This window comes from Shewanella electrodiphila (assembly GCF_023283985.1).
Lineage (GTDB): Bacteria > Pseudomonadota > Gammaproteobacteria > Enterobacterales > Shewanellaceae > Shewanella > Shewanella electrodiphila.
Genome location: NZ_JAKIKU010000001.1, coordinates 523,613 through 544,162, shown reverse-complemented (window position 1 = coordinate 544,162; position 20,550 = coordinate 523,613). Strand labels below are relative to the sequence as shown.

Annotated in this window: 18 protein-coding genes; 10 read left to right on the top strand and 8 right to left on the bottom strand. The window is 38.6% G+C overall.

The window, feature by feature from the left end:
* Positions 1–74: 74 nt before the first annotated feature.
* From L2737_RS02440 to L2737_RS02430, 3 genes are all read left to right on the top strand, one after another.
* Positions 75–332 (top strand): hypothetical protein, encoded by a 258-nt coding sequence (locus tag L2737_RS02440; RefSeq protein ID WP_248954649.1) that lies wholly within the window; start codon positions 75–77, stop codon positions 330–332.
* Between the two features lie 493 nt (positions 333–825).
* On the top strand, positions 826–2,403 hold the full coding sequence (locus L2737_RS02435) for a methyl-accepting chemotaxis protein (RefSeq protein WP_248954648.1): 1,578 nt from the start codon (positions 826–828) through the stop codon (positions 2,401–2,403).
* Between the two features lie 356 nt (positions 2,404–2,759).
* Positions 2,760–4,241: a CotH kinase family protein gene (locus L2737_RS02430; RefSeq protein WP_248954647.1), complete on the top strand. Its 1,482-nt coding sequence runs from the start codon at positions 2,760–2,762 to the stop codon at positions 4,239–4,241.
* 205 nt (positions 4,242–4,446) lie between these two features.
* On the opposite strand, the gene L2737_RS02425 is transcribed toward L2737_RS02430, so the two are convergent.
* On the bottom strand, positions 4,447–5,121 hold the full coding sequence (locus L2737_RS02425) for a 2OG-Fe(II) oxygenase (RefSeq protein WP_248954646.1): 675 nt from the start codon (positions 5,119–5,121) through the stop codon (positions 4,447–4,449).
* A 716-nt stretch (positions 5,122–5,837) separates the two neighbouring features.
* Between L2737_RS02425 and L2737_RS02420 the strand changes: the two genes are divergently transcribed.
* Positions 5,838–6,071: an OmpA family protein gene (locus L2737_RS02420; protein WP_248954645.1), complete on the top strand. Its 234-nt coding sequence runs from the start codon at positions 5,838–5,840 to the stop codon at positions 6,069–6,071.
* A 154-nt stretch (positions 6,072–6,225) separates the two neighbouring features.
* On the opposite strand, the gene L2737_RS02415 is transcribed toward L2737_RS02420, so the two are convergent.
* Positions 6,226–7,629 carry a hypothetical protein gene (locus L2737_RS02415; protein ID WP_248954644.1) on the bottom strand — a complete coding sequence of 468 codons (1,404 nt, stop codon included), beginning with the start codon at positions 7,627–7,629 and terminating at the stop codon, positions 6,226–6,228.
* A 287-nt stretch (positions 7,630–7,916) separates the two neighbouring features.
* On the opposite strand from L2737_RS02415, the gene yghU reads away from it, so the two are divergent.
* The 3 genes from yghU (at position 7,917) to L2737_RS02400 (ending at position 10,940) form a co-directional block, all read left to right on the top strand.
* Entirely contained in the window at positions 7,917–8,780 is an 864-nt protein-coding gene (yghU, locus tag L2737_RS02410; protein WP_248954643.1) for a glutathione-dependent disulfide-bond oxidoreductase, read from the top strand.
* A 327-nt stretch (positions 8,781–9,107) separates the two neighbouring features.
* Positions 9,108–10,040 carry a LytTR family DNA-binding domain-containing protein gene (locus tag L2737_RS02405; RefSeq protein WP_248954642.1) on the top strand — a complete coding sequence of 311 codons (933 nt, stop codon included), beginning with the start codon at positions 9,108–9,110 and terminating at the stop codon, positions 10,038–10,040.
* 126 nt (positions 10,041–10,166) lie between these two features.
* Complete coding sequence (locus L2737_RS02400; protein ID WP_248954641.1) at positions 10,167–10,940, top strand: CPBP family intramembrane glutamic endopeptidase; 774 nt, start codon at positions 10,167–10,169, stop codon at positions 10,938–10,940.
* A gap of 162 nt (positions 10,941–11,102) precedes the next feature.
* Here the strand turns inward: L2737_RS02400 and L2737_RS02395 are convergent, their stop codons facing one another.
* Complete coding sequence (locus tag L2737_RS02395; RefSeq protein ID WP_248954640.1) at positions 11,103–11,774, bottom strand: flagellar brake protein; 672 nt, start codon at positions 11,772–11,774, stop codon at positions 11,103–11,105.
* Between the two features lie 248 nt (positions 11,775–12,022).
* On the opposite strand from L2737_RS02395, the gene L2737_RS02390 reads away from it, so the two are divergent.
* Positions 12,023–12,583, top strand: a complete 561-nt coding sequence (locus L2737_RS02390; protein WP_248954639.1) for a CBS domain-containing protein — start codon at positions 12,023–12,025, stop codon at positions 12,581–12,583.
* 372 nt (positions 12,584–12,955) lie between these two features.
* On the opposite strand, the gene L2737_RS02385 is transcribed toward L2737_RS02390, so the two are convergent.
* Positions 12,956–13,636, bottom strand: coding sequence for a fumarylacetoacetate hydrolase family protein (locus tag L2737_RS02385; protein ID WP_248954638.1), 681 nt, complete (start codon positions 13,634–13,636; stop codon positions 12,956–12,958).
* A 75-nt stretch (positions 13,637–13,711) separates the two neighbouring features.
* Complete coding sequence (locus tag L2737_RS02380) at positions 13,712–14,470, bottom strand: sterol desaturase family protein (RefSeq protein WP_248954637.1); 759 nt, start codon at positions 14,468–14,470, stop codon at positions 13,712–13,714.
* Between the two features lie 137 nt (positions 14,471–14,607).
* Between L2737_RS02380 and L2737_RS02375 the strand changes: the two genes are divergently transcribed.
* Positions 14,608–16,482, top strand: coding sequence for a winged helix-turn-helix domain-containing protein (locus L2737_RS02375; RefSeq protein WP_248954636.1), 1,875 nt, complete (start codon positions 14,608–14,610; stop codon positions 16,480–16,482).
* Between the two features lie 103 nt (positions 16,483–16,585).
* On the opposite strand, the gene L2737_RS02370 is transcribed toward L2737_RS02375, so the two are convergent.
* Genes L2737_RS02370 through L2737_RS02360 form a run of 3 tightly spaced genes read right to left on the bottom strand, consistent with a single transcriptional unit; the run spans position 16,586 to position 18,937 of the window.
* Positions 16,586–17,596 carry a succinylglutamate desuccinylase/aspartoacylase family protein gene (locus tag L2737_RS02370; RefSeq protein ID WP_102529173.1) on the bottom strand — a complete coding sequence of 337 codons (1,011 nt, stop codon included), beginning with the start codon at positions 17,594–17,596 and terminating at the stop codon, positions 16,586–16,588.
* On the bottom strand, positions 17,596–18,501 hold the full coding sequence (gene rimK, locus L2737_RS02365) for a 30S ribosomal protein S6--L-glutamate ligase (protein ID WP_248954635.1): 906 nt from the start codon (positions 18,499–18,501) through the stop codon (positions 17,596–17,598). The genes L2737_RS02370 and rimK overlap by 1 nt, the downstream gene beginning before the upstream one ends.
* 4 nt (positions 18,502–18,505) lie before the next feature.
* Positions 18,506–18,937, bottom strand: a complete 432-nt coding sequence (locus L2737_RS02360) for an ATP-dependent zinc protease family protein (protein ID WP_102529175.1) — start codon at positions 18,935–18,937, stop codon at positions 18,506–18,508.
* Between the two features lie 532 nt (positions 18,938–19,469).
* Here L2737_RS02360 and L2737_RS02355 point away from each other — a divergent pair.
* Positions 19,470–20,141 (top strand): DUF2461 domain-containing protein, encoded by a 672-nt coding sequence (locus tag L2737_RS02355; RefSeq protein WP_248954634.1) that lies wholly within the window; start codon positions 19,470–19,472, stop codon positions 20,139–20,141.
* The last annotated feature ends 409 nt before the right edge of the window (positions 20,142–20,550 follow it).

Here is a 20,550-nt window from a genome sequence, read left to right as displayed (position 1 = left end):
ATACCCTTGATCTAGGAATAAATAGTCAAGGAATAGGCTGATGATTAGAACAGTAAAGCGAATTAGGTATCAGTATGAGTGAAACACAAAAATTAGATTTTTCAGCGGTCAATGGCACTACGCTTGAGTCATTTAATCAGCAAAAAAATCTGATAAAACGCATGCTAAAAGGCAATAGCGCCCAGTGTAGTGAGTGCAATAAACCACTGACACTGCAACTCCCGCCTAACTCAGCTAAAGCGAAAGTAAGCACAAAATCCCCTGGTATATATTGCGCCAAAGGTTGTACCGATATTGAACTGGATATGGAAGCCGTTGCGTTGATGAAGTAAGACCAGCGATGTCATATGACCATATTATAAAAGCACCTTAGGGTGCTTTTTTTGTATGCTTAGAATCTTAGCCAAATGCCAGTTTATCAACTGTCGTCATGTAAAAAGGCGCAAGACTTTACCTAGCTGAAATATTAATGAGTGGGTTACAAAGCAAGACATCAGCTTGCATTGAAGCTTGAAACTGCTAACAAAATTAGGAGTAAACCCCTGTTACCTCCTCCAATGGCGAGTATGTAAAGTTTCAATCTGGAATGTCTCTGCGTCACAAGCAGGTTTCAGTTTAAGACTTCAATATACGTCGATACCAATAGCCCTCTTATTTAAGTGCTCTGTTATAAATGTTCAGTCATATGCGCTTTGTAACAAATCAGCACTATGTCGCACTTTTGCTAACAAAAATAATGCGTTAACAAATATTTGACCTATATCAACAATAAATAACATTAGCTAAGGCAAACTAACTCATTCTTTTTTATGTGGTTATATTTCTATGAGTCATAACAAGGCTAACAACAATATTGAACAACCCCTTACTGATGATTGTATTTTACTTTCTACCACTGACTTAAATGGAAATATAAAGTACGCCAATAAGGCTTTTGCCGATATTTCAGAATTCAGTGCAGACGAGTTACATGGCAAGCCCCATAATATTGTTCGCCATCCTGATATGCCCAAAGCCGCCTTCAAGTCCCTGTGGGATAATGTAAAAGAAGGTAAACCATGGTGTGGCATCGTTAAAAATAAAACCAAAACAGGTAAGTTCTACTGGGTGAACGCCTATATATCACCCGTTTACGAAAATGGACGCTTACATGAACTTCAATCTATTCGTCGTAAACCAAGCCGTGAACATATCGCTACAGCAGAAAAAATCTATCAACAACTCAATGACGGTAAGCAACCTGCAGAACTCAGCCCTCCTCTATTTAGTTTTACTGGAGCACTGTGTTTATGGGCTGTATTTATCTCATTAATCGCCGCTGTCGCGCCATTAGTTATGCCAATGCTTGTTGCAGCTATTTTTATTCCAATTCTTGCTGGTATTGGGATTTACTTCCTCACCCGACCATTAAAAGATCTTGAAAACAAAGCGACCCAAATAATTGATGATCCGATTGCTTGTGGTGTTTTTGCTTCAAACCAAAACGAGTTAGGCAAAATTGATTTAGCTTTAAATTATTTAATTACTGAAATGGGTGGTGTGGTTGGTCGTATGGCTGATTCTGCCTCGTCAATCAGTGAAGAAAGCCAGCAACTCAATGACACGATTATTCAGACACGCGAGCGAGTGCAAGAGCAAACCCAACAAACCAGCCAAGCTGCCACGGCGATGGAAGAAATGACCACCAGCTTTGCAGAAGTGAATGACAATACGCACAATACCGCCCAAGAAATTACCACCAGCCAGGAAGCTGCTAACCTAGGCCATAACAGCATGGTGAAAGTGGTTAACTCAATTGGTGAGCTCAGAAAAGAAGTGGTTCAATTTTCAACTGTGGTTAACACCATCGAGCGCGACAGTAAATCTATTGCTAGCGTGCTGAGCGAAATCAAAGGCATTGCAGAACAAACTAACCTACTCGCACTCAATGCAGCTATTGAAGCAGCAAGAGCTGGAGAAAGCGGCAGAGGCTTTGCGGTGGTTGCCGATGAAGTAAGACAATTATCGATTCGCACCAGTGAATCCACTGCAGAAATTGAACATATCGTGGCTAATTTCCAACAAAGCACTCAAAAAGCCACCCAAGCAATGGAAGCAGGTCAGCGCCAAGTTGATATTTCTGTATCATTAGCAGAAGAAGCCGATGGTGCTTTTGACCAGCTTTTATCATCGATTAATCGAATTCAAGATATGGCAGCGCTCAACGCAGCAGCAATGAGCCAGCAAACTCTAGTAGCGGAAGATATTAGTCGATCGATTCAGCAAATTGATGAGCTTTCAAACCAAAGTCTAATCCAAACCGAAGATACGCAGAACAAATGTGAACAAATGGGACGACTGGCCAATAAAACCAGCCACCTTTCAAAGCAATTTTGGAAGCAAACTATTGAGCGAACTAAGTAACCTGAATTCGGGATAAGTAAAAACAGCTAAATATGAAAACCGCAATAACACGATTTTGCATATTGTTATTGCGGTTATCACCTTAAAATCACACACTTAAAATCACACACTTAAAATTACACGAATACACGAATACACGAATACACTTAAAAGTATCGCTTACACTTATCATATAAAGTCATCGCTTAAAGTCGCATTTAGCAAGCCTTAGTCACCTGCATCAAATATCTAACACCTTAAATCCATGCTAACTCCTCAGTTTCTGCTCATTCTTTGCACACTCTTTAATTAAGCTATTCATTCGGCATCTTACCCAATGGTAATGGTTTCGAGTGGCTCGATTACAGGAGAGAATTATGTCCACACTAGATCGTTTTTTCGACGTTAATACCCCAAATAACAAACCATATTTATCTATTTCTATTGTGCTGTTGAGCAGCTTACTTTTGTTCACAGGTTGTGGCAGTAGTGATGATGACAGCACCAGTGAAGATACAGTCATCATAGTACCTGAAGAGACTGTAACCCCAGTTATCGATTACGATTCAGATTTCGAAGCAACCGATTGGACAGAAGCCACACACACCAAAGATGTCGATCCTAATTTTGACGAAGTGTTTGACGATACCCAAGTAAAACGCCTCGATTTTGTGGTCACCGAAGCTAACTGGCAAAGCATGCTAGATGACATGACAGCTCTTTACGGCACTTTTGGTCAATCAACGTCAAACAATGACTTAACAGATACTGATGAAGACCCAATATTTGTCCCCGCCGAAGTATTTTATAACGACACTCAATGGTACCGAGTTGGGATAAGATTCAAGGGAAATTCTTCACTGCAAACCAGTTGGCAACAAGGGATTTTAAAACTCTCGTTCAAGTTGGATTTTGATGAGTACGAAGATGACTATCCGCAAATTGATAACCAACGCTTTTATGGTTTTAAAAAATTTAGTCTTAAAAACAACTATAGCGACCCTTCTTTCGTACGTGAAAAAGTCGCGGCTGATGTGTTCTACGATGCAGGGCTTGCAGTGTCGCACACCGCATTTTATACCCTCTATGTTGACCATGGTGACGGCCCTGAATACTTTGGTTTGTACACCTTAGTTGAAGAAGTTGACGGCGAAGTTCTCGACACACAATTTAGCAGTGATGATGGTAATCTCTATAAGCCTGAAGACGATGGTGCCACGTTTGCTTATGGCAGCTTTAATGAAGAGAACTTTGAGAAAAAAACCAATGAAGATGATGCTGATTGGTCTGATATCCAAGCATTATTCAGTGCATTACACGATGATACGGCCACTAGCGACCCACAAACTTGGCGGGCTAATTTAGAGGCAGTATTTAATGTTGATGCGTATCTTAACTACTTAGCTGTTAATGGCATTATTCAAAACTGGGACTCCTATGGCGTTATGCCACACAACTATTATTTATATAATAACCCTGAAACGTCACTACTCACTTGGATCCCTTGGGATCATAACGAAACTCTTCAAGATGGAAAAATGGGCGGTGCATTAGCGCTAGACTTCTCTGACTTAAATTCAGCAGATTGGCCACTCATTGGCAATATTTATGCGGATGAGGAATACAAAAATCGTTACAACGAGTACCTGCTTTCAGTGTCACAAACAGCATTCGAAACCAATCAAATACAAGCAAAGTATCAAGACTACCAAGCGTTAATTGAACCTTATGTGACATCTGAGCGGTCGGGGTATTCATTCTTAAACAACAGTAATGAATTTTACCAAGCGATAGATGAATTAATTTCTCATGTAGAAGAACGTAATGATGCCGTTGAGCAATATTTGGATAATCAATAAACGATAGAATAGATCAACATTGATTTAAGTTTATAGCTAACGGGTTAACACCAAAGCGCATTTAAAACCAAGTCGCGTTAAAACTAATCGCCTTGAACAAGCGCAACTTAAACCAAAGCAATTTAAACAAGAGCAATTTAAACAAGAGCGCCCTAAACCACAGTAGATACACTGTGGTTTAAGGCGACTTAGTAACTAAGTCAAATTACACAGGTGGATCAACTTTGTTAGCGACAGAAGTATTTACCCTAAACCAACCTGCTATCGAGCGCCTGTCTCGCTTAGCAGGTAATACTTCATGGGGAAATTCTTCACTTAAAAAAATAACCAAAGAGCCTAACAGTGGCACAATCTTGAGGCCTTGTTTATCTTGCTCATTCATATAGAGCACTAACTCACCACCATCAGCACTGGTCCAGCCTGAATTAAAATATGCGACAACAGAAAGCACCCGATTAGCTTCACCTTTAAAGGCATCACAATGGCGTTTGTAATAATCACCAGGCCCATAATGAGCAAAATGGCTTTCGAAAGAAAACAGCCCTAAGAATAACCGCCGATTCAAATAATCTTGTAACCTGGCTGTCCAATCAAGCCATTGATTAGCCGGTGTTGCGCCTTCTGTAATCCAACAGATTTCATCTGTTCTCACAAATTCATTCTGCAGGTATTTTTCACCGCGACCGATACCCGCACTTTTGAAAGCTTCAGCCTCAATAGATAGTTGATGGGTAAGTAATGATTGGGCTAGCGGTTCAGGCAGTGCACCTAGGCGAATGCTGTAACCTTTTTGTTCAAGATCTTGAGCTATCAGTGAGAAAAGCGTTTCGTCATATGAGCTATTAGCGCCATCTGACGCTAAATGATTAACTGCAACCAATTTTAATACCTTCGGTAAAACTTATATCCTCTTAATTAGAAACAACAAAAAAGAGTAATGCTCACCAAGCAAATCCGCCATCATTGGCATATCAGAGTACAAACGCTTAAGTTAAAAACGCTAACTACTTAAGGGTTTGAATATCCTTAATTAAAGTCGGTATTATCGATTCAGCTAAGTCATTTGAGTATACATCAAGTAATATTTTTATATTGAAAACAAATTTTTAGACGAGTTTTATATTCTGCCTTTCTTGTGACTTTATAATAAAATCGAAAGTGTAATAACCAATTCTGCTAATCTATTTTTCGTCCTACACTTTTTTATTTTAGTTTTGCCCTAATATCTTTTACATAGCACGAGAAATGTATCCCTGTCCGCAGAAGCTAGATAAAAGCATTGATGGTCATCTTTTAGCTAGTGTCAAATTAATGAGGTTTTACAATGACGAACGAATTCACTCCGCCTACAATTTGAAAAGTTGAAGATAAAAAACGGAGCTCCTTTTTCTGGGAGAGTGCTAGTCTTACTGGTTTTGCGGGCATAAAAGGTACTGGTGCTTAGCTTATATTGACGACAAAAATCTGTAATAGTTAAGCCGCTGCCAGGCTGTTACTGGATCAAGTTAGTCCAATCCGAATGAGAACGTTTAGCCATATTAACTCCTGATGTAATAGTTAGTTATTAAGATATAGCTTCAAAGCGGTAAGCTGAAGATGTACTTGGTAGGACGGTTACGTTACACGGATGATAAAGGCACCATTGAATACAATAAAGCGCTTGCTAAACGTCGTGCAGAAGGGTTAGTTGAACATCTTGTCGTACTTGGTGCCTCTCCAAATCAGTTAGCTTCAAGTGCCCATATCATTCAAGATAAAGGTAAAAAGCTTACCAAAGCTGAGCGCTCAAAAATCCGCAGAGTCAATTTTGAAGTGACAACTAAGTTATAATAAGGCTACCTTTTGAATACTAGCCTTTCGCTATTTAGGTGCTTCATTCCATTATGGTTCAGAGAAACAACTAAGAGCAACTAGTGAACATAAAATTATGCCCTCGATTGAGGGCTACTTATTGTAAGCCTCATAACTGTTTAAAATGTAAGTACTAATCAAAGAAGCTTACTGTCATTTCAACTAGTTGTGCTTCTGGCTCATGGGATTCAAATGCAGCTTTCAAAGTGTAATGTTCGTTAGACAAATTCACGATGTCGAATTCATCATGAGAATCAGGATATCGAAACAAGAAATCTTTTTTTGATGTTGGGATATTCAGTTTTTCTAACAACTCAAGAAATTGTCTTTCGCTTTGATCACCAGAAACCGCTTCGGTAATTTTTACCCTTTGAACAACACTATCTTTAGTATTCAGCATAATATTAGGGCTGACAATGTCCCATACCCCTTTCTTGTTCAGGTATATTCGATTTGCAAAATCGGTGTTAATTTTTCTATTTTCATAAGTCAAAATTTTTCTTATCTTTTCTAGAGAGAATTCTTCATATTTCACCGTATGTTGGAGCCCTAAATAATCTCTATGAGTAACACTAAATCCATTAACTTTTTTTTCTGATTCAATCGAGTCATAAGGCATATATTCGTCAAATGAAAAATATAGCCTAGAGTTTTCCCCTTTAACAAAATATTCATCTCCTTCTGACTCTAAAGCAAGATTTTCACTGACCTTATCAAAAGTATCTTTTAATGTAATCCCCTCAGAAGTAACCCATCTTTTGGCATCGTAATTTTCACTATATACAATTTGATTTTTGCCATGACTATTTAAAATAGTGGTGTTGTGAATTATCTTTACAACCATCTTATTTTCTAAAATAAACCATAAATTCCGTCCATAACCATATGCGATTTTTCCATCAGATAAAATTAGTCTCGCACTTTCTTGACCTAAAGATTCAAGTTGTTTGAAATCATCACCGATTTTAATAGAGTAGGCACTAAATGAGTTAACATTTGAGTCAGGAGCACTAAACTTGTCAGCAAGATCTATCAAATTCACTTCCTTTTTTGATAAAAGAACCTGTACTGTCAATTCATTAACCTGTCTCCCTTTATCATTATAGGGGGATGTTACTTGGGTTAGACTTTTATCGTCATCACAAAATGTAATTACTTCAGCTAAAACAACGATACGAAACTGGTTAACTTTACGGACAAATGGGCGTGCTAGTTCGCCATAGACTTTAACGTCACGATTAATATGGAGAGCATTAACTTTATTTATAATAATTCCATCAGAACCATATTTTGCAGCCTTCAACTGAGTATCATTAAATGCTTGAAGAATATATTTCTGTCTTATTTCATTGAATCTCTCATCGGTATAACTTTCTTGTATTTCTGTATCTTTCAAATCGTAGGTATCACTTTGCTCTACACTGATTTGATTCGATGCAACACATGATGGTAAAAAGTTTAAGACTGGCGGAATCGATGTGGCGTTTAGACTCCCTGAAACTAACAACAATGACATAACATAAATAATTTTTTTCATATATCCTCCATGATATCCAATATCTAAAATGGCAAAAACTCACTTAAGAGTCAACTAATTAACTAGTCCATTACTTAATAAGCTCACTCCTCACACAAATAGAATTATCACAGCGCTTCATTATTAATAACCAATTCTGCTAATCTATTTTTCGTCCTAGACTTTTTTATTTAAGTTTTGCCCTAATATCTTTTACATAGCACGAGAAATGTATCCCAGTCGGCAGAAGCTAGATAAAAGCATTGATGGTCATCTTTTAGCTAGTGTCAAATTAATGAGGTTTTACAATGACGAACGAATTCACTCCGCCTAGAGTTTGGAAAATGGAAGATGAAAATGGTGGAAAATGGGCAAGTATCAATCGACCTGATTCTGGTGCCCGTTTTGATAAAGTGCTGCCTAAAGGTAAGCATGCTCTGCAGCTTTACTCTTTGGGTACGCCTAACGGACAGAAAGTCACTATCATGCTTGAAGAACTACTGGCAGCAGGAGTAACTGAAGCCGAGTACGATGCTCACATCATTAATATTGGCGAAAGTGATCAATTCTCTTCAGGCTTTGTTGCAGTCAATCCTAACTCTAAAATTCCTGCATTACTCGATTACACCACGGATGAACCCATTAATGTTTTTGAGTCTGGTGCAATTTTAGTTTATCTGGCTGAAAAGTTTGGTCACTTTTTACCTGAAGAACTAGCAAGTCGTACTCAAGTGATGAATTGGCTATTTTGGCTTCAAGGCTCTGCACCTTATCTTGGTGGTGGCTTTGGCCATTTCTATGCCTATGCGCCTGAAAAATTTGAATACCCAATTAATCGCTTTTCAATGGAAGCCAAGCGACAACTCGATGTATTAGATAAGCAACTGACAAATAATCAGTATCTTGCAGGCGACGAATACAGTATTGCCGATATTGCTACCTGGCCTTGGTACGGCAATTTAGTCTTAGGTAATCTCTACGATGCCGCTGAATTTTTGGATGTGGAAAGTTATCCTAACTTACTTCGCTGGGCAAAAGAGATAGAGCAACGCTCTGCTGTAGAGCGAGGAAGAATTGTGAACCGTTCATGGGGAGAAGAATGGGAACAAGTCCCTAACCGCAATAGTGCTGAAGATATTGATAAGGCATTAAGCCTAAAACCTAAAGTTTAGATGTTATAAATTAAAACAAGCTTCACCACTTTAACCCTTTTAGATAGGTTCACCATTTCAAGGGTTAAATAGTGACAGAGTGCTAAGACGGCAAAGTAATTACTTTGTCGTTTTAAAAGACATAATAAAGCAAGGATGTTCAAGGAAGAACTCAATATTAGTTGGCCATTACACACATTGAATAAGTTCACCTTATATACCCCTAAACATCACTGACACTCGCTAAGTTTTTCACTTAGAAGGGAATTCATTTCAACCGTCTTTGATTTTCTCTTAGAGATAGTTTTATGTTAGTGTTTTGTAAAATTTATCATTAGAATATCTTTCATGTTTTGGTTGAACTACTCGCTAAACTCTCGCATTACTTTACAAAAACGGGCTTTGTTAACTGCCAGTATTACAGTGCTGATCTTATGTGTCTTTCAGCCTTTTGGCACTTATGAGTCAGAGTTATCATTTAAATACTTACGCTTAGCAGGCTATGGCGTTGCCACATTCCTAGCCGTCTTTATTGCAGGGATGATTGAGATAGCCTTATCTCACCATAGAGCCAAAATAAAACCTTATCCTCTATTAATCATTAGCCTATACATCACAATCGCAGCGCTGTGCAATCATAGCTATTTCGTTGTTGCCGTTTATGATAGTTGGCACTGGGAAAATCAGCTGATATTTGTATTTTACGTATCGACTATTGCGATATTTCCAGTTTCGATTATGTATTTTCGTAACCATAATAATGTGACATCAACGAGTAAACCCACTCCATCTGCCCCTTTATCTAATGCTCGCTTAACTGATACTCAATCAACAGATACTCAATCAACAGATGCTCAGTTAACAAATTCTCGGTTAACAAAAGCTCCGTTAACAGAAGATAAAGCCCAAAAAACAACCGATAATTCTGTTGTCATTCAAATAACGGGCGAGAACAAGTCAGACTTTTTATCTGTCAGCTTAGCCGATATTATTTTGATCAAATCAGCCGATAACTACTGTGAAATCATTACAATAAAAGACAACCAAGCGACTGTTAACTTACTGCGCATGACACTGGTTAAAGCGCTAGAACAATTACCACACGATAGCGATATTGTTCGATGCCATCGCTCTTACGGGGTAAATTTATCACACGTGAAATCATTCCACGGTAATGCCAATGGTTTAAAACTAACAATGCAGTTTAGTGACGTTATCGTTCCTGTGTCTCGATCATATATTGCTGTAATTAAAACCGCTTTGTCACTCGCCCCTAGTTAATGTTATTCGTCCCTATTCGACAGGTTTCACCACTAAAATTTTAAGCTAATCCCAAAAGTATTGTGACTTACTCACTCGTTGTTAAAACTGTCATTCGATAAACACTAAATGACGACTGGGTAGAAGATGACAAATAAAATCAGAGCAACACTTTTGTTGGCGGCATTCATTTGTAGCCATTTATTGATAAGAAATTTATGGGGTGAAACATGGACAGAAACACTACTAGCATTAGATAACCATTCTTATGTTCTGCACTCACTAGCCAGATGGCTTTTTATCTACGGCCCTTTTGTTTTTTTCACTTTGTACATCTTTCGAGATGAGCCTGTTTTAGCCGTGTTAGGGCTCAATTCTGATCGCAAAGACTGCTACTTAACCTCCGCCTTATTATGTTGCGTTCCTATGACTCTCGGTTACGCTTATTTATCGACAGACTTAAACCTATCTATCGCGGCAGTGATAACAGGATCGGTTTACCCTGCATTGTTTGAAGAGATAATTTTTAGAGCCATTTTATTTGGTCTATTATTTCGGGTTTGTAAATGGGGCTTTATTCCTGCTGCAATAACCACTTCACTGATTTTTGGTTTTGGACACCTTTACCAAAGCCATGATGTCATATCTGCATTGATGTTGTTTGCTTTTATGGCTGTCGCTGGTTCTTGGTTTGCTTGGCTCTATTGTGAGTGTGGTTACAGCATTTGGTACCCTATGTGGATGCATCTTTTTATGAACGCCACTTACGGTATTTTTGGTATGTCAGGTGGTGCAATGGGTGAAGCTAGCGCCAACATATTTAAAGGCCTAACCATTGTTTTGAGCCTTGTTTACGTTTATTGGTTAATAAAAAAAGGAAAGCCAAGAGCGGTGACAAAACAGCGCCTCTGGAAAAGCTAATACAGCTTAGTTAATACAGTTAAGCTAATACAGTAAAATCAGCTAATTAAAAGATAAGACAATGACTCTCAGCCTAATACTGTTAAACCTAAGCATTAGGCTATTTTTGCAAAATAACTTAGCGTGTAACGCAAGTTAATCAATGATGCCAAATTGAGATAATTATTGTTCTGCCATTAATGCCATATGAACAATTTTCTCTATTTCAGTTTCTTGTTCATTCAAAAACTGGCAACCCAATGCGGTGCCATCATCAGAGGGCTTCACATTGCAAATCCTTGCCTTTACCCTGATGGTCTCTTGCCCGTTTTCATCGACTTCTATGACGATTTCTTCACCTTCATCTAGTCCTTTCTTTTGCAGCTCTAGTTCAAGCTGGCATCCAGCTAAAGAAACATCAGTCAATGTCCCTGATAAATGATCAGGTGTAGTGCAAATTTTCATTGGTAAGTCTGTCAGTACGCGTTTAGTAGAGCGTAAATTATGAATAACCATACTCTTAGGGAAGTCTAAAACCATAATATTAGAAGGCTGGCTCAAGGTTTGTTTTATGCTGGAAATAAAAGCAATGACCGACGCTTCATGACCTTCTACTAAGCCGCGTACTGTAATTTGTAATCCCTGCTTAATATATTGGCTGAAACTGCCCAATTTATGAGATTCAGGAAATTGAATGAGAATATATTCTTCAGGTAAATAGCCAATAAAAGTGGTTTTAAAGCGACCTTTTTTACCAACAGGCGTAATGATATCAATATTGACTGACGTGCCTGCCAGTAAATACTTAAACTCCTTCGATAATCCATCTTTGCTAGTGATTTGTTTGGTCGGCATTTTGTCGTCCTTGCGTTATTACCCACTAGAATGTTAGCACAAAATTTAACATACACAACAGTAGCTTAACCTAAATTAAATGTTCTTCATGTACTTGCTTCACTTGCATCCACAGGTCTATTGTTATTAACACAAGGTTAAGGTTTTTTGATGTTAAACATATAAAGGACGTTGCACCAATCCTGAATAATAGCGGTCGCTACTTTCAGTAACCTAAGCCGTTTACATAGCGTAACGGAACAAAACACATGAGAAATTTAGAATTATTTAGTACTGCATCTATCGATCACCTTTTATGGTCATCAGAGTCAACAACACCCAATTTAGACTCTTCAGCTTTAGAGATTTTTACTGATTTTGATGTATCTAGACCCATCATTGTTGATGCCTCTACCAGTGCAGTTGGTACTGCTAAAATCATGGAAAAAACTCACGCATATATGCGCTTGGTCGTGGATAAAAATGATAAATTTCTGGGTATCATTACCCAACAAGAACTATCTCATCACAATCTGATGCTCACAGCTAAGCGTCTCTCTTTAACGATTGATGAGTTATTGGTAACTGAAATTATGGTGCCAAGAGAAGAACTACAAGCTTTTGATTACAATCAAATATCAACTGCAAAAGTGAGTGATATTGTTCGATTACTGCAAGAGAATAACCTTCACCACATGCTGGTAATCGATCAAGAATTGCATCACATCAGAGGATTAATTGCAGCAAGTGATCTGGCAAGAAAGCTCAATCAACCTATAGAAATTCACAAGCGCCCATCGTTTAGCCAGATATTTGCCCAATCGAATTAGGCATTACCATAAGATTTTAATTAAACATCGCTAACGGCATAATTGGTGTTCATACATAATTATCAACATCGATTTTGCCTGTTTTCTTAGGTTAATATCGCTCAGTTTTAGCCTTTTCAATCAGATCTCTGCGCAGTGATCTTTTGCGGCGTACATGAAGTAAACCCAAACTTACACTCACCACTTTGCTACACTTTTATGGGCGGAAATAGCTAGGCTTTCAACCTTGCCCTTTATATCTTCAGCTAAAACAACAATATCTGTTATGAGTGTCATAACAGGTGATTGCAAACTTTTAAGCGCTATAACGACAAACAACATCAGTTAGGCGCACGCAAACATGGGCTATCGTGCCAGCTAAATTAAATCAAACTATTCTGCGACCCATGACTGACATATCATAGGTTGAGCTTTGTTAAGGTCTGCTAATAATTGCTCATAAGAATGGTATTCAATGCCAGGCCAAAGCTTCACTTCAAAAACTGCACCTTTAGTGACCTCTCCGACTCCTTTTGGCGTACCTGTCATCACAATATCACCATCAACCAATGACATAAACTCGCTAATAGAACGGTGGATCTGATCAACCGAATACATCATCAAATCACTATGGCCTAATTGAATCAGTTCATCATCAATCGTGAGCATAAAGCAAAAACTCGCATTCGCCTTGAGTGATGATGTCGATAAACTGATAAATTGGCTAAATATTGCTGAGCCGTCAAATGCCTTAGCACGCTCCCAGGGTAATTGCTGACTTTTAAGGCTTGATTGTAAAGCACGTTTAGTAAGATCCAACCCAAGCCCTACTGCAGCAAACTGACCATTTTCAACTTTAAAGCAAAGCTCTGTTTCATAATGAATCGGCTCTTGTATAAATGACGGCAGACTTTGACCAATGGCTGAGTTCGGTTTAACAAATACCACCATATCTGAGGGGATTTCGTTGCCTAACTCTTGGATATGATCGACGTAGTTGCGCCCTACGCATACGATTTTAGACGGGGTAAAAGATGCTTCACCCTCATCTTGTTCAATTACTTGTAATGTCACTTAGCATCCTTATCATTGCATTCAGCTTTATATTATTGAAATACAAACATAAAAACCACCTATAAAAAGTCATCTTTATTTACTTTTCAATGAGTTTATATCTTGAAACGTTAACATCTGAGGCAGTTTTCTCGAAGCTCCATCAAAAAAACCAATTTCCTTAGCAAACGTTTTAGGATTATTGAACGTGCCAAAAATAATATCAAAGATGGGTAAATCAGAATAATTGAAAGCATGCACGCCTTTTTCATGGTGCACTGAATGGCTTTCAGGCCTTTGTATGATATACCCGAGCCATTGGGGTGTATTAATATTGAGGTGAGGAAAAATAGCTAACACCATAGTGCTATAAAAAAACCAAGTTGTTGCTTCTGGCGATAACCCAACAAAGATATTCAGAGCTATACTTCCAATCAAAGTAAAGCCAATCATGTCGAAGGGACTAAAGTAAAAAGCGCCAAAACTATCAAGCCGCTCAGCACTATGATGCATCTGGTGAAATATTCGCCACAGGCTTTGATGTTTATGCATTGCCTTATGCCAAATATAAATCAATAACTCGAAAATTAAGATGGCGAAAATAGTACCAAGAAAAGAGTTCCGGTCATCTAAATTAGCTATCTGAAACGGTTTTAAGTATGGGTCAATCAATAATGGCAGGTAGCTAGATAGCAAAAAATAAAAACTAAATACGGCTAAAGATATCGGGATCCAACCAGTCACCTTCGGCAGTTTTCGTGCAGGGAAGCTAATTTCAATCACAATTAATGTGCCGTATATCGCTAGCAGTGTGAGCGATACGGGATCTAGAATAAGTTCAGTTAATGTCGGCATAGTGTTAGTCCTTTTCACTGGCGAATAGAACTTCTAGTATTAATTAGCGGTGCTAAACAACATGAAGATTGGATAATCTTTAGCTAATTATTTGTTCACATTTCTGTCGACAAACAGATTCAGGATGAAAACTCATTGTGATTTATCGATATAACCAAACAGAAATCGATCTCATTCAATTCGAAATCCGCATTGATGGGAACGTTATTGCTGTAGAGCCTAAAGTATTCGATTTGATCGTATACTTAATTGAGAATCGCCAAAGGGTTATTTCAAGAGGTGAGTTATTTCAAAATATTTGGGCAAATAGAGAAGTTTCAGATACGACCTTAAGTAACCATATTAAAACCGCTCGCAATGTATTAGGTGATGATGGCGAAAGGCAGCAAATTATCAACACAATACGCTCAAGAGGTTATCAGTTTATAGCTCAAATTGAAGAAAACCCAAAGCAAATATCATTTAACGTACAACCTTCTAGTTTAAGCAATAAAGTGCCTATACTGGCCACTTTCTACCATCGTAAGTGGGAATGGCTAATGACTTTATTAGTCACAGTGATAATCCTTACTTTCTGGTTTTATTATCAAAAAACTGGCACAAAAAGTCACGAACCAATACTGTTAGTTGTGCCCTTCTCAACAATCACGAACAATGAAAGCTGGGTGCCTTTTACCGAACAAATGACCCGAGAAATAATTCAAGATCTCAGAAAAATTGAGGGTATTACGACTCTCCCACCACCAACTTCCTTCACCTTTAGCAATAATAAAATTCGAAGTCATATTCTGAACAAATTACCTCAAATAGAATATGTATTAGACGGTGCTGTGAGCGAGAGTGTCAATGGCCAAATACGTGTAACTGTTGAACTTGAAAACATTCAAACAAAGGAACTCATCTGGGTAAATGATTTTGACATCAGCTCGGATAGTCTCAATATATTTGCTGTGCAGGCAAAAATAGCAACATTGGTCTCAGACACATTGAAAGTTATGGTACTTTCACAACAACAAAAGCAACTAGCATCACCGCCAACCGATAATATGCAAGCCTATCAGTTTTACATTAAAGGGCAGCACGCTTTGTCAAAAATGACGCTTTCCTCCACAGAGCAAGCGATTGCAATGTTTAATCAGGCCATTGAACTAGACGATAAGTTCGTCCAAGCTTACAAAGCAAAGTCAGATGCTTACAGGCTATTAATGACATTTTTTAAATCCCCAAAAAAAGTCATGCCCGATGTGATCAGTTCATCCTTACAAGTTCTTGCAATTAAACCAGACTCAGCACAAGTGCTTTCATCATTAGGTTTGGCTTACGTACACAACTGGCAATGGCAAGAAGCTTGGAACATGTTAAATAAGGCTAAACAACTTCAACCAGACTTAGCGACGACCGAACTAGGATTTGCATTATATTACGCAGCATTGGGGAATAAAAAAAAGTTGAAGCAAGCATTAGAGTCTGCCAATACCCTTGACCCCCTTAATTTAGAAATTGCAGAATGGGGGATGTGGGCGTTAATGATGGTTAATGATATAGAGGGTGCTATAGCCTGGGGAACAGAAAAGCATCGATTACTTCCTGAACAACCTTATCCTTTATTAAGTTTAGCCGTCGCAAAATATATAAATCAACAGGAACAAGAAAGTATCAAACTTTCTGAACAGGGAGTCTCTTTAAGTCTCAACGACTCATTACCTCTCGTATTATTAGCACAGTCCTATGCAGCATCAAATTTTGGTTCTAAAGCGCTTAATTTAGTCGCGCAAGCTCAATCAATGGACCAATATGTTTGTCCTTATGAAACAGCAGTTGTCTATGCCTTGTTAGACGACAAAGAATTGATGTTTCAGTACCTTGAAGATGCGGTTTACCATCAATCAAATTGTCTTATATTTAGTAGAAATGATCCGAGATTAGTTAAATACCATCAGGAAAATAGATTTAAAGTCATCCTAAAAAAGGTAGGTTTAGATGATGAATCTATTAAAAAGTATCCTCAATAGCGAGTAAGCAACCAATAGCGTTATTTGTACGCATATAGCAATAAGCCACTGAATAGAAATAACTAATCAGTGGCTCATAAAGGATTAACCCTAGGTGATTCTGTTAAGCGTAAGTCGAAATAAACTCGTCTAAGTGCTCGTTCGCAATTTCAATATCATCACCAACAAACTGCGCAATATGAAACAGCGCTTCACCTTCATTGGCAACTGGAATGTTTGTCAGTCCAATAATGATGCCATCTGTTGGCGATCTTAATTCGGTTACTTCGCTGCCGAACGGGTTGACCACATTAGCCAGCAAGCAACCTTTGCTTACCCGAGAGCCTATTTTACGTTTCACATTCACTAAGCCATCCGCTTCACTTCTTAACCAATAGCTTCGACTGGCATTAATCGAAGCGGTGGGTTTAAGCTTACTGCTTAGCATGCCTAAATAGCGCATCACGTTAAGCACACCTGTGACACCCGATTTTATCGACAGCTCGCTAAAACGCAGTGCTTCACCAGCTTCATATAAAATACAGGCAATACCTTTGTCATTAGCGTAGCCACGCATTGAGCCTTTTACAGATTTAGAGTCCATGATCACTGGCGCTCCAAACGCCGTCGCCATTGCCATCATTGTTTCATCATCAGTATCACAACGGATCTGCGGGAAATTATCACGATGGATTGCACCAGTGTGTAAATCAACAATATGAGTGGCCTTTGAAATCAACTCGCTCGAAAATAAATGTGCTAAACGACTCGCAAGCGCCCCTTTCGCACTCCCAGGAAAACAGCGATTTAAATCGCGTCTATCTGGCAGATAACGAGACTGATGAATAAAGCCAAACACATTGACGATAGGAACAACCACCAAAGTCCCCGTTAAGGTTCTGATGCTCATCTTATCAATCAACCTGCGGCATATCTCAATGCCATTTAACTCATCACCATGAATGGCGGCGCACACTAACAGTACAGGGCCAGGCTTTTTACTATGAAACACTTCAGCATGCAGCTCTAAAGGCGTGTCGTTATACAATTTTGCTGCGGGCAGTTTGATACTGGCACGTGTGCCAGCATCAATACTAAACTCACCAATGGTAAACGCTTCACGCTTTGGCGCCATTAACCAATACCTTTGGTTTTGGTGCTGCTTGGTTTAGCATTTTTCTCTATAAATTGAATAATTTTTTCAGCCACATCAATGCCTGTAGACTGCTCTATGCCTTCAAGCCCCGGAGATGAATTAACCTCCATCACTAAAGGACCATGTTTTGAACGTAAGATGTCTACACCAGCCACATTTAACCCCATGGTCTTAGCTGCTCGAATTGCGGTTGAACGTTCTTCAGGTGTTAACTTAACAACTGTAGCGCTGCCGCCTCGATGCAGGTTAGAGCGAAACTCGCCTTCAGCGCCTTGACGTTTCATTGCTGCAATCACTTTATCGCCAATAACAAAACAACGAATATCAGCACCACCAGCCTCTTCGATATATTCTTGCACCATGATATTGGCTTTAAGGCCCATAAAAGCTTCAATCACACTTTCAGCCGCTTTACGGGTTTCAGCTAAAACAACGCCAATACCTTGGGTACCTTCTAGCAGTTTAATCACGCAAGGGGCACCGCCAACCATGTCTAATAAATCAGGGACATCTGCAGGCTTATTAGCAAAACCAGTCACTGGTAAACCGATGTTTTTACGTGACAACAATTGTAATGAACGTAATTTATCCCGCGAGCGAGAAATGGCTACCGATTCATTCAAGGGGTGTACACCCATCATTTCAAACTGACGTAACACTGCTGTACCGTAAAATGTCACTGATGCGCCAATACGCGGAATAACAGCATCAAATGTAGGCAACTCTTCACCACGCATATGAATGCTTGGCGCCATCATATTAATGTTCATATAACATGCTAACGGATCGATGATTTGAACATCATGACCGCGAGCAACCGCAGCTTCTCGAAGGCGACGAGTAGAATATAAGTCTTTATTTCTAGACATAATTGCAATGCGCATGGGCTTAGGCTCCTGTTAAGTATGATGCTGATGAGTCAACTAAGTAGCGTCCAGCTAGTGCTCTACGACCTAATAGCATTCTAAATTGCATGTTGTCACGCTGTGTAAGCGTGAGTTCAATATCAAATTGTTGCTCGCCAATAATGATAGGCGTTTTAATGACATAGCGATGAGTAATATGACCACCTGAATCTTTTACATGGCGACGGTCAAACACTGCAAACTCACAAATCAATTCTCTATCTGACTCTTGCTCTGGGTGAAACCAGACTTTAATCCAGTCTTCACCTGCTTTTGTAAACGGTTTAATCCTGAAAGCGTGTAAACATGACGTCTTAGCACCGGAATCAACTTTCATATTGATCCGTTCATTGCCAAGTTCAGGAAACGTCGCCCATTCACACCAGCCAAGAATTTGTAATGCATTTTTTGTCATGTTCAAGCCTTTTTACAGAACCTTGTTTAATAGCGTTAAATTAGAAAAGCTAGAGTAGAATAAATGAGTTTGTTAGGTAATATCACCGTTCAAGCATCATCAACTTAAGCCAAAACAACAATTTAACAGAGTTAATGTCGAGTTAAAAAATTACTCTCAATCAGTTTGGAAGCGCATAATACTCCTAAAGATTAAAAATACTACTAAAAAAATACAAATGATATAAAAAAACTATCACCAACAGTCGCTAACCTCATTAACGCTATATTCTCAAAGCGCCAAAAGTAGTAGCTAACTTTATATATTTCCTAAAAAAGTACACCTGTAACTTAAATTTGATGTTTTAACACTCAACATAAATCATCTTATTCAAGTATGAGTTTAGGCGTAGGTCAGCCTTTATAATTGCTACTCGTATACATCAACTGAATATAGCGAGTTAAGGTCATATATTGACGAGGTAAAGCTAATCATAGATTGAAATTCAATGCCTTTATGGCACACTTTACCTTCATCATTTTTAGGATTTGTTATGTACACTCAGCAAAGTTTCGATTTTCTCACCTTACTTGCCAATAACAATGATCGTGAATGGTTTAAAGCCAACCAACAAGATTATGAAGACAGAGTCAGAACCCCTACACTCAAATTTATCGAAGCAATGCAGGGTCCGATTTTAAATTTGTCCCCTCGCCTAACCGCAGTCCCTAAAAAAGTGGGCGGCAGCATGATGCGCCCCCAACGAGACAGCCGTTTTAGTAAAGACAAAAGTCCTTATAAGTTGAATGTTGGCATTCAGTTTAGACACTTTCAGGGTAAAGATGTTCATGCTCCAGGCTTATATTTACACTTAGCTAATGAAGGCTGTTTTCTTGCTGCTGGCATTTGGCATCCTGAATCAAAGGCATTAAATGCAATTAGACATTGTATTGATGAAAACCCTAACGGCTATCAAAAAGCCTTATTAGCATTAGAAAAAGCTGGGTTTGAATTATCTGGTGATAGCTTAGTAAGGCCACCTCGGGGTTTTGATAAAGCGCACCCTCTTATTGATGAACTAAAGCGTAAGGATTTTATTGCTATAAAACCCATTACAATTGAACAAGTTTGCGCTAATGATTTTGTCGATTATTGCGCCCAAGAATTTAACAAAACCATCAACTTGATGAGCTACCTTTGCTTTGCGCTCGATTTAGATTTTTAAATTAACGATTCGGTTCGGTGCATGCCAATATGGAGCACCGAACCATTCAGTTTTTAACATGCTCCAGCTTTAATGTGCTTATTCTTTAATATTCCTTTTCTTTAATATACTTTTTCCTTTATATACAAGGAATAAAAGCTTATCAAAAGAGAGAGTGAGCAATTTCGACTGAGCATTAATGTGTTTACGATCATTTATACGGCTAACTAAACTTCGTAAATTCCGCCGACAGTTCAAACATTGTCACACTGTGTTGCTACGTGGCGATAATTGATTTCTAAGCTGTATCTTTCCGATATAACAATCTATATTATTCAATGTAATAGAAACAAATAATCAACAAAACACTTCCTTAGAACTCTCCCCTTTGAACTTGATAGCTTGTATGTTCGAAGAAACGACAGGGCTA

Coding starts and splice junctions, on each gene's coding strand:
- L2737_RS02435 (WP_248954648.1), top strand. CDS start 826: ATGAGTCATAACAAGGCTAACAACAATATTGAACAACCCCTTACTGAT.
- L2737_RS02420 (WP_248954645.1), top strand. CDS start 5,838: ATGTACTTGGTAGGACGGTTACGTTACACGGATGATAAAGGCACCATT.
- L2737_RS02390 (WP_248954639.1), top strand. CDS start 12,023: ATGAGAAATTTAGAATTATTTAGTACTGCATCTATCGATCACCTTTTA.
- L2737_RS02370 (WP_102529173.1), bottom strand. CDS start 17,596: ATGGCGCCAAAGCGTGAAGCGTTTACCATTGGTGAGTTTAGTATTGAT.
- L2737_RS02360 (WP_102529175.1), bottom strand. CDS start 18,937: ATGACAAAAAATGCATTACAAATTCTTGGCTGGTGTGAATGGGCGACG.
- L2737_RS02405 (WP_248954642.1), top strand. CDS start 9,108: ATGTTTTGGTTGAACTACTCGCTAAACTCTCGCATTACTTTACAAAAA.
- L2737_RS02380 (WP_248954637.1), bottom strand. CDS start 14,470: ATGCCGACATTAACTGAACTTATTCTAGATCCCGTATCGCTCACACTG.
- L2737_RS02430 (WP_248954647.1), top strand. CDS start 2,760: ATGTCCACACTAGATCGTTTTTTCGACGTTAATACCCCAAATAACAAA.
- L2737_RS02440 (WP_248954649.1), top strand. CDS start 75: ATGAGTGAAACACAAAAATTAGATTTTTCAGCGGTCAATGGCACTACG.
- yghU (WP_248954643.1), top strand. CDS start 7,917: ATGACGAACGAATTCACTCCGCCTAGAGTTTGGAAAATGGAAGATGAA.
- rimK (WP_248954635.1), bottom strand. CDS start 18,501: ATGCGCATTGCAATTATGTCTAGAAATAAAGACTTATATTCTACTCGT.
- L2737_RS02415 (WP_248954644.1), bottom strand. CDS start 7,629: ATGAAAAAAATTATTTATGTTATGTCATTGTTGTTAGTTTCAGGGAGT.
- L2737_RS02355 (WP_248954634.1), top strand. CDS start 19,470: ATGTACACTCAGCAAAGTTTCGATTTTCTCACCTTACTTGCCAATAAC.
- L2737_RS02395 (WP_248954640.1), bottom strand. CDS start 11,774: ATGCCGACCAAACAAATCACTAGCAAAGATGGATTATCGAAGGAGTTT.
- L2737_RS02400 (WP_248954641.1), top strand. CDS start 10,167: ATGACAAATAAAATCAGAGCAACACTTTTGTTGGCGGCATTCATTTGT.